The sequence below is a fragment of the Micromonospora sp. NPDC005220 genome (genome assembly GCF_040607895.1).
Classification (GTDB): domain Bacteria; phylum Actinomycetota; class Actinomycetes; order Mycobacteriales; family Micromonosporaceae; genus Micromonospora.
In genome coordinates this window covers 12,742-27,463 of the sequence record NZ_JBEXHP010000027.1, presented here as the reverse complement: position 1 = coordinate 27,463, position 14,722 = coordinate 12,742, and the positions used below count along the sequence as shown (strand labels likewise).

Sequence of the window (14,722 nt, the reverse complement as noted above, 5' to 3'; positions counted from 1 at the left end):
TCCCCGCCACCCTTTGCTCTGCACCTACATATGCGCCGGGGCCTCTTTCGCGAGTGTCGCCTCGGCGGGCGGTCGGTCGGCCGTTGGCGCATTGGCGGGCGATCGGTCGGCCGTTGGCGCATCGGCGGGCGATCGGTCGGCCGCTGGCGCATCGGCGGGTGCAGAGCAAAGGCTGCGGGTCGGATGGCAAACGGTGGCCGCGGCGGCGCGCAGGAACTCGATCGACCGCGCGGCCACGGCGGGTGCGGCGTGCGAGTCGCGGGGCAGCTCGACGGCGACCAGGCCGCGGTAGTCGGCGTCGCGCAGCGCGGCCAGCACCGGCGGGAAGTCGATCTCGCCGACGCCGAACTCCAGGTGCTCGTGCACGCCCCGGCGCATGTCGTCGATCTGCACGTTGACCAGGTGACCGGCCACCTCGGCGACGCACTGCGGCACCGGCCACGGTTCCAGGCACCGGCAGTGGCCGATGTCGAGGGTGATGCCGAAGCGGGCCGGGTTGTCCAGCGCGGCGTACAGCCGACGCCAGTCGGCGATGTCCTGCACCAACATGCCCGGCTCCGGCTCGAAGCCGAGGGTGACGCCAGCGGCCTCGGCCGCGTCGACCACTGTGGCGCAGCCGGCCACCAGCCGGTCCCAGGCGCACTGCGGTGACACCGCCTCGGGTCGGACACCGGCCCAGAACGACACCGCCTCCGCGCCCAGGTCGGCGCCGATCCGCACGGCCCGGCGCAGGAACTCGATCCGTCGGGTCGGGTCGTCGTGCAGCAACGTCGGGGCGTGCTTCTGCCACGGGTCGAGCAGGTAGCGGGCCCCGGTCTCGATGACCACCGCCAGGCCCAGCGACTCCAACCGTCGACCGACAGCGGCGACCCGGCGGGTGAGCCCGGGCGCGAACGGGTCCAGGTGGTCGTGGTCCAGGGTGAGCGCCACCCCGTCGTAGCCGAGCTCGGCGATGACGGCGAGCGCGTCGTCGAGACGGTGGTTGGCGAAGCCGTTCGTGCCGTACCCGAGGCGCAGCGTCGGGGCGTCGGCGGCCGGCGCGCCCGGCCGGGGCTCGGGGACGCTCATGTCGGGGAGACCTTCCGGGCCAGCCGTCGACCCAGCGGTGCGGCCGCCGCGACGGCCACCCCGAGCAGACCTGCTCCGCCGCGCGCGGTGAGGGCCCCCTGAAGCGCCGGCAACCCGGTGATCCCGGCGCCGACGGCCGCGCGGACCCGTCCGGCCGACGGGTCCCGGACCACCTCGGCCTGGGCCGCGCCGTACCGGGCGGCGTACCAGCCGGCCAGCACGGCGGGCAGCGCCGCAACCCGCCGAGGGGCGGCGACGGCGGCACTGGCGGCGACCAACGCGGTGCCGGCGAGGGTGCGCATCGGCAGGGTGGCGTCGGCGCCGGTGACCTCCCGGCGGGACAGCTCGGTGACCGTCCAGGTGTGCGCGGCGATGGTCGCCGCCGCCGGCAACGCCCGGGTCATCCGGCCGCCGGACGCGCCGAGCAGCACGTCCAGCCCTCGGCAGGCGGCCATCACGGCCGGGCCGGCAGCGGTGTTCTTGGCCAGCAGGTCGTACCCCCAGATGGTGGCTGCCAGCGGCACGGCGAGCGCGGCCGCGCGGCGACCGCCCACGGCGGCGGCCAGGCCCACGCCGGCGGCGGTGAGGCCCGCCGCGAGACCGACCGCGGCGGCCGGGGTGACCCGCCCGCTCGGGATCGGCCGCTCGGGCCGTTCCTCGGCGTCCAGGCGCCGGTCGGCCCAGTCGTTGGCGGCCATGCCGGCCCAGTAGAGCAGCACCGAGGCGCCGGCCAGGGCAGGGGTACGCGGGCTCAACGCGCCGGCCGCCGCGGCCCCGGCGATCACGTCACCGGGCACCGAGAGCGCCGCCGGAGCGCGGACCAGCTCGGCGAGGTCAGCCAACGTTGTCATGGGTACCGTTCCCGCCGTGTAGTTGCCGGGTGAAGGCGGTCAGCCGGGCCCACTGCTCGCTCAGCGAGTGGGTGGGCGCGCCCAGCGGGTCCTTGAAGAAGAAGCCCAGCTCGGCCAGCGGCCCCACCAGCCCGGCGGCGTGCGCGGCGGCGGTGAGTCGGGCCAGGTCCAGCACCAGCGGCGCGGCCAGCGCGGAATCGCAGCCGTGCCACGTGAACTCCATCCGCATCCCGGTGCCGAGGAAACCGCTGAACGTGATCAGATCCCAGGCGGTCTTGAAGTCGCCCAGCTCCTCGACGTACTCGATGCGGGTGCCGCCCTGCGGGACGTAGCCCAGCGTCTCGCCGAGCACCCGCTGCTTGCTCTGCACCTTCGCCGCGTTCGCGGCCGGGTCGGCGAGCGTGGCGCCGTCGCCACCGCCGAGCAGGTTGACCCCGGACCAGGAGCCCACGGCCAGGTTGCGCATCGCGAACATCGGCGCGAGCACCGACTTGACCAGGGTTTCCCCGGTCTTGCCGTCGTGCCCGGCGTACGGCAGTCGGGCCTCCTCGGCCAGCGCGGCCAGCGCCGGCAGGCGCAGCCCGGTGGACGGGGTGAAGTCGACGTACGGGCAGCCGGCGAGCAGCGCGGCATACCCGTAGAGGGAGCTGACCGGCAGCACCTCGTCCGGCCCGTCGAGGGCGGCGCGCAGCGCGGCCGGATCGGCGTGCCCGGGGTGCGGTCGAGGGGCCGGCTCGGTGGCGGAGACGTTGACCACCACCACCCGGTCCAGCTCGTGCCGCTCCCGGAAGCTGGTGAGATCGCGGACCACCGCGGCGGCCCGATCGGCCTGGGTGTCGCCGACCGGCGCGGGACGCAGCTCCTGCTCGACCACGCCCAGCTCGTCGCGGAGCGCGGCGACCAGCCGCCAGGGGATGACACCGGCGTCTGCGAGGGCCTCGGCGCGCTTGCACAGCGGGGTGGTGGCCAGGTCGTGCCCGCCGAAGACCAGATCGGTGAAGGCCGGCAGGGCCGGGCCGCGCAGTTCGGGCAGCTCGGTGACGCAGCCGGTGGGCCCGGCCAGGCCGGCCCGCAGCGCGAGCCCCCCGACGATGCTGGTGGTCGCGACGGAACCGCGCGCTCCTACCAGCCAGACACCTGTTCGCATGGTGCTCCTTCCCCGTCCACGAGGAATTGTCGCTACCGCTAAATATAGGAATATCAGAATATGTTTCGGAAAGATACGGCCCGGTTTCGGAAACAGCCCGGGTGGATGGGCCCCGTCCGCCCGACCCGCACCGGAACAGCACCGGCTTCCGCCGTCGGCGTCGGCGGCGACGACGACGCACCGGATCCCGGCAGGTACGAGCAGACGGGGCTGGTAGGCAGGGTCGGGTCGGCGTCTCGACCCTGCCTCCCCCGCATCCGGCCGGTCGGGGCGTTGGTATGCCCCGGCCGGACGTCTCAGGCCGCCGCAGCGGGCGGCGCTATCAGGTTTTCCGGATTTTCCCGGTGGTGGCGGCCCTCCGGTGCGGCCGGGGAATCCCGGTCCGGTCGCACCGGACGACCGTCCTGCTCGTGCGCCACCGGGCCGTACGGCCCGGCTGCACGCTCTCCGATGCCGACCTCTGGCCCGGCCACGGGGCGCAATCCGTGGCTGGTCCCTCGCCGGTCGGCGTCGGAAAGCCGGTCGGGCGATGGCGGTGCGAACACCGCCATCGCGGATGGTCGATGGTCAGACGGCCGCCGCGGTCAGCGTCGGTGCCACCTCGGCCCAGGAGGAGCCGAGCTCCGCCGAGCGCGCCACCGCGTCCAGCACCAGCTGGACCTGCAACGCGTCGGCGAACGAGGGAGTCGGGTCGACACCGGTGGCGACCGCCTCGATGAAGTCGCGCATCTCGTGCGTGAACGAGTGCTCGTAGCCGATGATGTGGCCCGGGGGCCACCACGCCGACATGTACGGGTGCTCGCCCTCGGTCACCAGGATGCGACTGAAGCCCTGCTCGGCCGCCGGCCGGGTGGCGTCGTAGAACTCCAGCTCGTTGAGGCGCTCCAGGTCGAAGACCACGCTGCCCAGCGAGCCGTTGATCTCGACGCGCAGACCGTTCTTCCGGCCGGTCGCGAACCGGCTCGCCTCGTACGTGGCCAGCGCGCCACCGTCGAGCCGGGCCACGAAGACCGCGGCGTCGTCGACGGTGACCGGCCCGGTGGGGGCGCTGCCGCCGTCCACCGTGGCCGCCAGACCGCTCGACTCGGCCGGCAACGGCCGCTCCTTGACGAAGGTCTCGGTGACCGCGCTGACGCCGCTGATCCGCTGACCCGTGACGTACTGGGTCAGGTCGATGATGTGCGCACCGATGTCACCGAGCGCACCGGAGCCCGCCCTGTCCTTCTGCAACCGCCAGACCAGCGGGAACTGCGGGTCCACGATCCAGTCCTGCAGGTACGTCGCACGGACGTGTCGAATCACCCCGAGCCGTCCGTCGGCGACCAACTGGCGCATCATCGTGACCGCGGGGACCCGGCGGTAGTTGAACCCGCACATCGACCGCACTCCGGCGGCCCGGGCGACATCCGCCGCGGCGGTCATCGCCCGTGCCTCCTCCACCGTGTTGGCCAACGGCTTTTCGCACAGAACGTGCTTGCCGGCGGCCAACGCGGCGAGAGCGATCTCGGCGTGACTGTCTCCCGGGGTGCAGATGTCGACGACGTCGATGTCGTCCCGGTTGATCAGGTCACGCCAGTCGGTGGTGTACGCGTCCCAGCCGAGTGTGTCGGCGGCGTCAGCCACCTTCGCTGTGTCTCGGCCGCAGATCAACGCCATCCGGGCCCGCGCCGGCAGGTCGAAAACGCGGTTCACGGTGCGCCACGCCTGTGAGTGCGCGGCGCCCATGAACGCGTAGCCGACCATGCCGACCCGCAGTTCTTTGTCTGTCGTGGACAAGGTGGGTCTCCCCCCGGTATGTCAGAACCCGAGCTTGTCGTAGCTGCTCGCGTTCTCCTTGGTGATCGTCTCCGAGGCCAGGGTCACTTCCTTGGGCACCTGAAGCTCCGTCAGGTCGCCCAGGCCCCGGCCCTGCGCGATGAGCCGCGCGAGGGAGACCGCCGACGAGGCCATCGACGGGTTGTAGGTGACAGTGGCCTTCAGCACGGTGTTGTCGGCCTTGATCGCGTCGATCGCGAGCTTGGAGCCCGCGCCGCCGACCATGAAGAACTCCGACCGGTTGGCCTGCTTGATGGCCGCGAGCACACCGATGCCCTGGTCGTCGTCGTGGTTCCAGATAGCGTCGATCTTCGGCAGCGCCTGGAGCAGCTGGGACGCCTCGCGCTGACCGCTGTCCGAGGTGAACTCGGCCGAGCGGCGGTTCTTTACCGTGAACCCGTACGTCGCCAGCGCGGCCTTGAAGCCGGCGCTGCGCTCGACGGTCAGCGGGATCTCCAGACCGGCGATCTCACCGATCACCGGGTTGGCGACGCCCTTGTCCTTGAGCATCTTGCCGATGTAGTGCCCGGCCGAGACGCCCATGCCGTAGTTGTCGCCCTTGATGACCAGCCGCGAGGCCAGCGCGTCGGGGAACGCCCGGTCGAGGTTGACGATCGGGATGCCGGCCTGCATCGCCTGGAGGGCAACGGCGTTGACCTCCTTGCCGTCGTGCGGCAGGACGACGATGATGTCCGGCTTCTGGGCGATCAGGGTGCCGAGCGTGGAGCGCTGGGCCTCGGAGTTCGACCCGCCGTCAACCTCCTTGAACTCCACGTCCGAGTAGGCCGCGGCCTGGGCCTTGGCGTTGGCGTGGATCGCGCCCATCCAGCCGTGGTCGGCGGCCGGGGCGGAGAAGCCGATGACGACCTTCTTGCCCGGGGCGTTGTTGCCCTCGCTGTTTCCGGCGGCCTTGGTCTGGGTGCTGGCGGCCGGGGTTTCGTTGCTGGTGCAGGCGGTGAGCAGGGTTGCGGCGCCCACTGCGGCTCCACCGAAGAGCAACCGGCGGCGCGACAGGTCGCGACTGTGCTGGGTCATGAACGACCTCCTGGGAGCGGGATTTGACCTAATGAGGGTGTGCGGGCCCCGGCCAGCGTCGAAGGATCTCGACGTCGCCAGGACAACGGTGCGGTGCGTCAGGTTGCGGTGGTGACCCTGTTCCGCGCGAGGAGCCGAGTGACGGACTTGAACTGGAACTGCTGGACCAGGACGGCGGCGACGATGATGCCGCCCTTGACCATGTTCTGCGCCTCGATGGAGAGGCCGTTGATGGCGAAGAGGTTCGTGATGGTGGCGAAGATGATGACGCCGAGCAGCGAGCCGACGATGGTGCCCCGACCGCCGCTGAGCAACGTCCCACCGATGATCGCCGCGGCGATCGCGTCCAACTCGTACAGGTTGGCCATCGCCGCCTGCGCCGAGGTCGCCTGGGAGGTGAGCATGATGGCGGCGATACCGCAGCAGAGACCGGAGAGCGCGTAGAGCAGCATGGTGTGCCGCCGGACGTTGATGCCGGCCAACCGGGCCGCCTCCGGGTTACCACCGACGGCGATGGTCCGCCGGCCGAAGGTCGTACGGTTGAGCACCACCCAACCGGCCAGCACTACCGCGCCGAGGATGTAGACGAGGATCGGGATCCCGATCACCTTGCGCGCCGCGATGTCGTTGATGAAGGTGCTGCTCGACACCTGGGTCTGCTTGTTGGAGATCGACGCAGCGAGCCCACGCGCGGCCACCAGCATCGCGAGCGTCGCGATGAAGGGGACCAGCCGCCCGTACGAGATGAGCACACCGTTGACCAGGCCGACGCAGATGCCGACAGCGAGGGCGGCGAAGATCATGCCGCCGGCGCCGTAGCTCTGGGTGGCGACAGTGGTGCACCAGACCCCGGCCAACGCGACGATCGCGCCGACCGACAGGTCGATACCACCACCGATGATCACGAAGGTCATCCCGACCGTGACCACGCCGACGACCGAGGCCAACTGGAGGATGGCCAGGACGTTGTTCCAGACCCAGTTCGGGTCGCCGTACAGGTCGGGCTTGGTGACCGCGCCGACCACGATGAGCGCGGCCAGCACCCCGATCAGACCGAGGTTGCGCTTGGCGCCGTCGCCACCGTCACCCCGCCACCAGGAGAGCTTGCCCCCGGATGATGCTTTGTCGCTGGCCACCGCCGTCTCCGCCGGATCCACCGGCGGCGACTGCGCCGGAAGCTGCGGGCGCTCCGGTGTCGCGGTGGGAGTGGGAGTCGCGTCGCTCATGCCGGTGCGCCTTCCATCAAGGACCCCGCCATCACGAGGTCAAGCACAGTGTTCTCGTCGAGTTCGCCGGCCGCGGCTTCGCGGACGACCCGCCCTTCCCGCATCACCAGCACCCGGTCGGCCAGGCCCAGCACCTCAGGCACCTCGCTGGAGACCAGCAGCACCCCCACGCCCTGAGCGGCCAATGCCCGGATGACCTGGTAGAGCTCAGCCCGAGCGCCCACGTCGACGCCCCGGGTCGGCTCGTCGAGCAGCAGCAACTTGGTGCCGCCGAGCAGCCACCGCCCGACCACCACCTTCTGCTGATTGCCACCGGACAGCGTGCGTACCGGCCGGTCGACGTCCCGGGGCCGCAGCTCCAGGGTCTCCGCGATCCGGTCCGCCTCGGCGCGTTCCTTGGCGGCGTTGGTGAAGCCGAGCCGCGCGTACCGGCCGAAGGTGGCCAGCGTGACGTTGCGGTAGATCGGCTCGCCGAGCAGCAGCGCCTGGCTCTTGCGTTCCTCCGGGGCCATCCCCATGCCGGCCCGAACCGCCGCGCCGACACCGGGACGCAGGACCTTCCCGTCCATCCGCACCGACCCGGCCTCCGCGAGGCGGGCGCCGTAGATCGTCTCCAGCAGTTCGGACCGTCCGGAGCCGACCAGCCCCGCGATGCCCACGATCTCCCCGGCGCGCACGCTCAGCGACACGTCGGCGAACTCGCCCGCCCGGGTCAACCCCTCCACCTGAAGCAGGGCGTCACCCGCGGCGTCGTCGGCGGGCCGGTCCGGGAAGACGTACTCGATGGTGCGGCCGGTCATCCGGCTCACCAGGTCGCGGGTCGGGGTGTCGCGCGCCGGCAGGTTCGCCGCCGTGGTCCGGCCGTCCTTGAGTACGGTGACCCGGTCGCCGATCTCGCGGATCTCCTCCAGCCGGTGGGAGATGTAGATGACGGCGATGCCCTGCGCGGTCAGCTCGCGGATGATCCGGAACAGGTTGCCGACCTCGTCGTGGGCCAGCACCGCGCTCGGCTCGTCCATGATGATCAGTCGCGCCTCGTGCGACAGCGCCCGCGCCATGCTGACGATCTGCTTGCCCGCCGCCGGCAGCGAGCGGACCATCCGCCCCGGCGGAATCTCACCATGGCCGAGCCGGCTGAGGATCTGCCGGGTGTGCCGGGCCATCCGGCCGCGCCGGACGAACCCGAAGCTGCGGTACTCGTGCCCGAGGAACGCGTTCTCCGCCACCGACAGGTCCTCGACCAGGTCGAGCTCCTGGTAGATCGTGGCGATGCCGGCCTTCATGGCGGCCTGCGGGTTGGTGAACGTGGCCGGCTCACCGCGCCACTCCACCAGGCCGGAATCCGGTTGATGCACCCCGGCGAGCACCTTGATCAGGGTCGACTTGCCGGCGCCGTTCTGCCCGAGCAGGCAGTGCACCTCGCCGGCACGCACCTCCAGCTGCACGCCGTCGAGCGCCCGTACGCCGGGGAAGGTCTTCACCACATCGGTGAGGCGCAGGACCACCTCGCCCGCGACGGTGTCGGCGGGAGCCTCGACCAGCGGCGCCTCGGCGACGGCCTCGGCCGACGCGGTGGCGGGGTCATCCTCGGGCAGGGCCACAGTCTCCTCCTCGCTCACGACGGAATCTCGAACAGCTTCATGCGGCTTCCCCGAAGGCGACGTCGCTCGCGAGCACCGCCGCGCCGGTGACGCCGGCACGGCCGCCCAGCTCGGACAGGACGACGGGAAGGTTGCCGGTGGCCAGCGGCAGTGACCGGCGGTAGACCACACTGCGGATCTCGGCGAGCAGGATGTGACCCAGCTGGGCCAGCCCGCCGCCGATCACGATCATCGACGGGTTGGTGAAGCTGACCAGGCCGGCGAGCACCCCGCCGACCCGCCGTCCGCCGTCCCGGATCAACTGGATACAGGTCACGTCACCCTCGACGGCGCCCTCGGCGACGTCCAGCGCGGTCACCACACCCCGCAGGGCCAACCGCTCGGCCAGCGCCGGCGACGTCCCACTGCGGGCCGCGGCGGCGGCGTCCTTGGCCAGCGCGGCACCGCTGAACAGCGCCTCCAGGCAGCCGACGTTGCCGCAGGAGCACATCGGGCCGTGCGAGTCGACCTGGATGTGGCCGATGTCGCCCGCGCAGCCGTCGGTGCCCCGGTAGACCTCGCCGGTGAGGTAGATGCCACACCCGATGCCGGTGCCGATCTTGACGAAGAGGAAGTCGTCGACCGAGTGGGCGACCCCGCCGTGCCGCTCGCCGATCGCCATGATGTTGACGTCGTTGTCGACCACCGCCGGGCAGCCGTGCTCCCGGCTGAGCAGCTCGCGCACCGGGAACCGGTCCCAGCCCGGCATGATCGGTGGTGAGACCGGAACGCCGTCGCGAAAGCTGACCGGCCCGGGTACGCCGATGCCGACCGCGTCCAGTTTCTCGTACGCGCCGTCGACCCGGGCCTTGTGCAGCAGCTCGTTGACCCGTTGCAGGGTCACCTTCGGGCCGTTGCGGATGTCGGCCACCTCGGCGTAGTGGGCCACCGGTTCGAGGCGGCCGTTGACCACCTCGACGTCCATTGAGCTGGCGCCGAGGTCGACGGCGGCGAAGCGCAGCTTCGGGTTCAGCTCGACAAGCGTCGAGCGACGCCCGCCTCGGGAGGCGGCGAGCCCCGCCTCGGCGACGTAACCCAGTGCCACCAGGCGATCCAGCTCGGCCAGCATGCGCGGACGCGGCATCTGGAGTCGGTCGCCCAGCTCGGCTCGGGAGACGGCGCCCTCGTCGCGGAGCAGCCGCAACAGTCGCACGTGTAGGGGGTCGACGGTGCGCACCCGGTGGCCCCCTCTTCATTGGCAGCGTTCACATCGACGCAATGCCGATGTGTTGTGTCCGACACAGTAGGAGCGTTCCACGCCGCCTGTCCAGAGCTTCAACCGTTCCGAGACCAACTTTTGTCCGAAAGAACAAAAGCTACTAGTCGATCAAGGAAAGGATCACGGACCGCCCGCGCCCCCTCGCCCGCAGTTCCATCGACGACCACGAAATCGCCCCGCCAGCCGATCCTCGGTGGCGGGGCGATTGAGCGCGGGACCGTCAGCGGCGGCCGGCGGAGTTGCGCTTCTTGCGAAGCTTGCGGTCGTCGCGCAGCTCGACGTACGGCTCGTCGTCCACCGCGTGACCGGCCGAGATCGCCCGACCGCGCTCCAACTCCGCGTCGAACTCCGCCCCGAGCAGGATCGCGATGTTGCTCAACCAAAGCCAGACCAGGAAGATGATCACCCCGGCCAGCGTCCCGTACGTCTTGTCGTACGAACCGAAGTTGCTCACGTAGAAGGCGAACAGGCCGGAGATCACCAGCCAGATCACCACGGCCAGCACTCCGCCCGGGCTGACCCAGCGGAAGCCGCCGTGCCGCGCGTTCGGCGAGGCCCAGTAGAGGATCGCGAACATCAGGCTGACCAGGAGCAGCAGCACCGGCCACTTGGCGACGTCCCACACCGTGACCGCCGTCGAGCCGACCCCGATCACGTCACCGACCGACTCGGCGAGGCGACCGGTGAAGACCACGATCACCGCGCTGGCCAGCAGCAGCACCCCGATCACCGCGGTCACCCCGAGTCGGATCGGCAGGGTCTTCCAGATCGGCCGCCCCTCCGGCACGTCGTAGATGGTGTTCGAGGCGCGCATGAACGCGCCGACGTAGCCGGAGGCCGACCAGAACGCGGCCAGCAGACCGAAGATCGCGGCGAGGCTGGCGAGGCCACCGTTGCGGCCCGCGGTGTCGATCGCACCCTCGATGATCTTCTGGATGCTGTCATTCGGCACCGCCTGGTCGACGGTGTCCTTGACGCCCTCGGTGGCGCTCTCGCCGAGCAGGCCGAGCAGGGAGATCAGCACCAGCACGCCGGGGAAGATGGACAGCACCCCGTAGTAGGTCAGTGCCGCCGCCCAGTCGGTGAGGCTGTCGTCCTGGAATTCGGTGATCGTCCGGCGGAACGCCGCCTTCCACCCACTGCCCGGCAGGTCGGTGGGGCTGTCCGGGCCCGCGTCGGGCCCAACGGGCGTGGTGGCGGGGTCGCGCTCACGCTCACGATGGGCGGAAGACTCGTCCGAGGTCATCGCCCCTCCTCCTGGTCGGCGGTGTCACCTCCCGACATGCCCCGCCGACCGGGCTGAATAACCCCTACTTGTAGAGCAACCTGGTCATTCGCCGAGAAGCCACCAGCAGGCCGAGCACCACCATCGCCAGCAGGTACAGCACGTCGAGCAGCCAGATCCAGCCACCACCGCCCAGCGTGACGCCGCGGATCAGGTGCACCGCTCGGTACAGCGGGGTGATCTCGACGAGCCAGTGCAGCAGTGTCGGAAAGGCCTGCGCCGGCACGAAGGTGCCGGAGAAGAGGAAGAGCGTGAACTGCGCGGAGCCGATCAGGTCGAAATCCTGCCAACTGCGCATGAAGGTGGAGATCGCCATGCCGAGCGCCCCGAACGCGAACCCGACCAACACCGCGGCCGGGAGGGCGGTCAGCGCGCGGGCGAAGCTGGTCAGATCCAGGGCGACCATCACACCGAGGAACGCCGCCGAGTAGGCGCTGCCCCGCAGCATCGCCCAACCCAACTCGCCCACCGCGATCTCGAACGGCCGTACCGGGGTGGCGATCATCCCGTCGTACAGCTTCATGTACTTCATCTTGCCGAAGAAGTTGAAGGTGGTCTCCGCGAGCGCACCGGTCATCGCCGAGGAGGCGAGCATCGCCGGGGCCACGAACTCGGCGTACGAGACCAGCCGCCCGTCGGGCAGCGGCAGGTCGCCGACGAGCGTGCCGACACCCACCCCGATGGAGAGCAGGTAGAGCAGCGGCTCCACGAAGCCGGAGAGCAACAGCAGCCAGTAGACCGACTTCAGCGCCGCGACGTTGCGCTCGAGCACCGACGCCGACCGTCGGGACGCGGCGGATACGTCCACCAGCCGGGGCAGGATCAGCGTGAGCACGACACCCTCTCTCTTGCTTTCTTGCTCTAGCTCTGTTGCTCGCTAGATGACGAGCTTGCGGCGGAACGCGCGCACCGCCAGCAACCAGCCGGCGAGCGCCCAGGCGGCCAGGTAGAGCAGGTGCCCGGCGATCGACCACTGTGGGGCGACGCCGAGCGTGGCCGCGCGGCACAGGTCCACGGCGTGCCACAACGGTGTCAGGTACGCCAGCCAGCGCAGCGCCTCGGGCAACGACTCGACCGGGAAGAACACCCCGGCGAAGAGCGTCATCGGAATGACCGCGAACCGGAACAGCATCGCCAGCCAACTGTCGCTCGACACCGACGCGGCGTACGCGAAGGTCGGCGCGGCGACGGCCAGCCCGAGCAATGCCACCACCGGCAGGGTGGCCACCGCCCACGGCGACCGCAACGCCCCGAACACCCCGGTGACCAGCAAGAACGCCGTTATCGTGGTGAGCACCCGGAACAGCACGAAGGCCAGGTGCCCGGCCACGATGTCACCCACCCGCAACGGCGACGCGCCCTGCGCGAAGTAGGTCTTGACCCACTGGAAGTTGCTGTACACCGGCCAGGTCGAGTCACCGACGGTCACCTGGAGCGCGGTCGAGGCGACCAGCCCGGGGACCAGCCAGTCGAGGTAACGCACCCCGCCGACGCCCTGGTCGATGTAGGCGCCGACGCCCAGCCCGAAGCCGAGGACGGTCAGCACCGGCAGCAGGAACGAGGAGAACACCCCGGCCCGCCAGGTGCGTCGCAGACCCACCAGGTAATGCTCGAACACCGCGTACGCCGGCACCCATGGAAACCGCGCCGATCCCGCCACACTCACCCGACCACCCCCGCCCACGACGACCTGTCTACCTCCGGGGTACGACAGACCGCCGGTCACCCTACGACGGGCCCGCCGACGTGTCGCCCGGGTTTCGCCGCGCGCCCGTCCCCGCGTCGCCCTGGGCCCCGCTCGTTGATCGACTCGGTTTTCAGGAAGTCGCGGTGTCAGACCCACCCCGATCCCCCAACTTCCGGAAAGCCGAGTGGATCTAGACGCCGTAGCCGCTATCTACCGGCGGACGGAGCCGGAGCCGACGAACGAGCGCCACGCGTCGGGCGGGAAGACCAGCACGGGGCCGGTCGGGTCCTTGGAGTCGCGCACGGCGACCAGCCCAGGCAAATTGCTGGCAACCTCCACACAGTTGCCGCCATCCGGGCCGCTACGAATGCTTTTGCGCCACCGGGCACCGGTTAGATCCATGTCTCCGCCACTTCCGCCATGAGATCGAGGGATTGCCCGTGCGATAGTGCCTCACCGCGGATCGACTCCCACACCTCGACCATCTGACGGACGTACTCGGCGCGGTCGATGACCTGCCCGTGACGCTGTCCAGCGAGATAGACAAGATCCTCCCCCTGCGACGAGCTTGCGATCACGAACGGCCCTCCGAGCCCAGCGTAAGCACCGGCGGTAGTCGGCACTACCTGGATTCGGACCCTCGGGAACGCCGTGCCGAGCTTCACGAGGTGCTGAATTTGCTCGCGCATGACTTCCGGCCCACCGACGGATCGGCGCAGCACGTGCTCGTCGATCACGGCAGTGAGCAGCGGAGGCCGGTCTCGGGTGAGCAGTCTCTGACGGTCCAGCCGGGTTGCCACCTGCTGCTCGACCTCGTCCGCCGCGAACAAGCCGCCGCCGGTCAGTAGTGCGCGGGCGTACCCCTCGGTCTGCAAGAGGCCCGGCACACACAGCGGCTCGAACGAGCGCAAGGCGGTGGTCTCCTGCTCGATGCCGGCCCAGTCGCGGAACCACGGCACCACGGCCTCCCGGCTGATCCGCCGCTGGATGCGTTCGAACCGACCGTCAGCCCCGAACACGGCGTCACACCGGCGGGCGAAGTCGAGACTCGGCCGCCGCTCGGACGTCTCCACCTTGGCGACCAACGCCCCGGAGTAGCTCAACGCCTCCGCCAGCGCCGTCTGCGACATCCCACTGGTGGCCCGGGCCAGCCGCAGCTCCTCGGCGAAGTGCTCCAGCATGGACGAACTCTCCACGGACAACCCCCGTACATCCTCGTACCGTGCCGGGCCGATCGCCGTACGCGCTGGTCGTCGGCGTGCGGAATCTCCCACGGTAGTCGGGTCCTCACCAGACTGTCACGCAGCGGAACCGCTCACGGGATCAGACGGCGGGCGGAACCAGGCCGGGGAGCGTCCCGTGACCCCCCGATCCGGGGCGCTCCCCACCCACCCGATGGAGGTTCCCTCGTGCGACTCAGCTGGTCGGCTCAAGACGGCGGCGGGCACTGATGCCCCGCTACCGCCCGCACGTCGCGGCACGCCCCTCCTGGCGCTGCCGGGCCTGCGGCGCGGCGTGGCCCTGCTCGCCGGCCCGCCTGGCGCTGCTCGGTGAGTACCGCGAGGACCGGATCGGCCTGCTCATCTACCTCGCCACGCTGCTCTCCGAGGCGGCCGGCGACCTCGCCGGGCACGACGGGCTGACCGACCGCTTCCTCACCTGGGCCAGAGCCCGTTGAACGGTAGCGGTACAACCTCGCCCACGGGTGACCCGAATCCGGCGTCGTGGGCGTGCCGTGGGCGCGGCGCA

14 protein-coding genes are annotated in these 14,722 nt (G+C 70.7%); 1 reads left to right on the top strand and 13 read right to left on the bottom strand.

The window, feature by feature from the left end:
• Nucleotides 1–24: 24 nt before the first annotated feature.
• The 13 genes from ABZU52_RS13910 to ABZU52_RS13850 all read right to left on the bottom strand — a co-directional run bounded on the left by ABZU52_RS13910 (nt 25) and on the right by ABZU52_RS13850 (nt 14,154).
• Nucleotides 25–1,068 carry a sugar phosphate isomerase/epimerase family protein gene (locus ABZU52_RS13910; RefSeq protein ID WP_354971414.1) on the bottom strand — a complete coding sequence of 348 codons (1,044 nt, stop codon included), beginning with the start codon at nt 1,066–1,068 and terminating at the stop codon, nt 25–27.
• Entirely contained in the window at nt 1,065–1,919 is an 855-nt protein-coding gene (locus ABZU52_RS13905; protein ID WP_354971413.1) for an SCO3242 family prenyltransferase, read from the bottom strand. The genes ABZU52_RS13910 and ABZU52_RS13905 overlap by 4 nt, the downstream gene beginning before the upstream one ends.
• Nucleotides 1,903–3,066, bottom strand: coding sequence for an inositol-3-phosphate synthase (locus ABZU52_RS13900; protein WP_354971412.1), 1,164 nt, complete (start codon nt 3,064–3,066; stop codon nt 1,903–1,905). The genes ABZU52_RS13905 and ABZU52_RS13900 overlap by 17 nt, the downstream gene beginning before the upstream one ends.
• A gap of 567 nt (nt 3,067–3,633) precedes the next feature.
• Nucleotides 3,634–4,842 carry a Gfo/Idh/MocA family oxidoreductase gene (locus ABZU52_RS13895; protein ID WP_354971411.1) on the bottom strand — a complete coding sequence of 403 codons (1,209 nt, stop codon included), beginning with the start codon at nt 4,840–4,842 and terminating at the stop codon, nt 3,634–3,636.
• Nucleotides 4,843–4,863: 21 nt separating this feature from the next.
• Nucleotides 4,864–5,916, bottom strand: coding sequence for a substrate-binding domain-containing protein (locus ABZU52_RS13890; protein WP_354971410.1), 1,053 nt, complete (start codon nt 5,914–5,916; stop codon nt 4,864–4,866).
• Nucleotides 5,917–6,014: 98 nt separating this feature from the next.
• The gene (locus ABZU52_RS13885; protein ID WP_354971409.1) at nt 6,015–7,142 is read right to left on the bottom strand and encodes an ABC transporter permease; all 1,128 of its coding nucleotides are present in this window, start codon (nt 7,140–7,142) and stop codon (nt 6,015–6,017) included.
• On the bottom strand, nt 7,139–8,647 hold the full coding sequence (locus ABZU52_RS13880) for a sugar ABC transporter ATP-binding protein (RefSeq protein WP_354971443.1): 1,509 nt from the start codon (nt 8,645–8,647) through the stop codon (nt 7,139–7,141). The genes ABZU52_RS13885 and ABZU52_RS13880 overlap by 4 nt, the downstream gene beginning before the upstream one ends.
• A 133-nt stretch (nt 8,648–8,780) precedes the next feature.
• Nucleotides 8,781–9,959 (bottom strand): ROK family protein, encoded by a 1,179-nt coding sequence (locus tag ABZU52_RS13875; protein WP_354971408.1) that lies wholly within the window; start codon nt 9,957–9,959, stop codon nt 8,781–8,783.
• A gap of 262 nt (nt 9,960–10,221) precedes the next feature.
• Nucleotides 10,222–11,247, bottom strand: a complete 1,026-nt coding sequence (locus ABZU52_RS13870) for a YihY/virulence factor BrkB family protein (protein ID WP_354971407.1) — start codon at nt 11,245–11,247, stop codon at nt 10,222–10,224.
• A 64-nt stretch (nt 11,248–11,311) separates the two neighbouring features.
• On the bottom strand, nt 11,312–12,121 hold the full coding sequence (locus ABZU52_RS13865) for an ABC transporter permease (RefSeq protein WP_354971406.1): 810 nt from the start codon (nt 12,119–12,121) through the stop codon (nt 11,312–11,314).
• Between the two features lie 42 nt (nt 12,122–12,163).
• Complete coding sequence (locus ABZU52_RS13860; protein ID WP_354971405.1) at nt 12,164–12,952, bottom strand: ABC transporter permease; 789 nt, start codon at nt 12,950–12,952, stop codon at nt 12,164–12,166.
• Between the two features lie 231 nt (nt 12,953–13,183).
• The gene (locus ABZU52_RS13855; protein ID WP_354971404.1) at nt 13,184–13,375 is read right to left on the bottom strand and encodes a DUF397 domain-containing protein; all 192 of its coding nucleotides are present in this window, start codon (nt 13,373–13,375) and stop codon (nt 13,184–13,186) included.
• Nucleotides 13,366–14,154 (bottom strand): helix-turn-helix transcriptional regulator, encoded by a 789-nt coding sequence (locus ABZU52_RS13850; RefSeq protein ID WP_354971403.1) that lies wholly within the window; start codon nt 14,152–14,154, stop codon nt 13,366–13,368. The genes ABZU52_RS13855 and ABZU52_RS13850 overlap by 10 nt, the downstream gene beginning before the upstream one ends.
• Before the next feature lie 269 nt (nt 14,155–14,423).
• Between ABZU52_RS13850 and ABZU52_RS13845 the strand changes: the two genes are divergently transcribed.
• Nucleotides 14,424–14,651 (top strand): flavin reductase, encoded by a 228-nt coding sequence (locus ABZU52_RS13845; RefSeq protein ID WP_354971402.1) that lies wholly within the window; start codon nt 14,424–14,426, stop codon nt 14,649–14,651.
• Nucleotides 14,652–14,722: the final 71 nt, after the last annotated feature.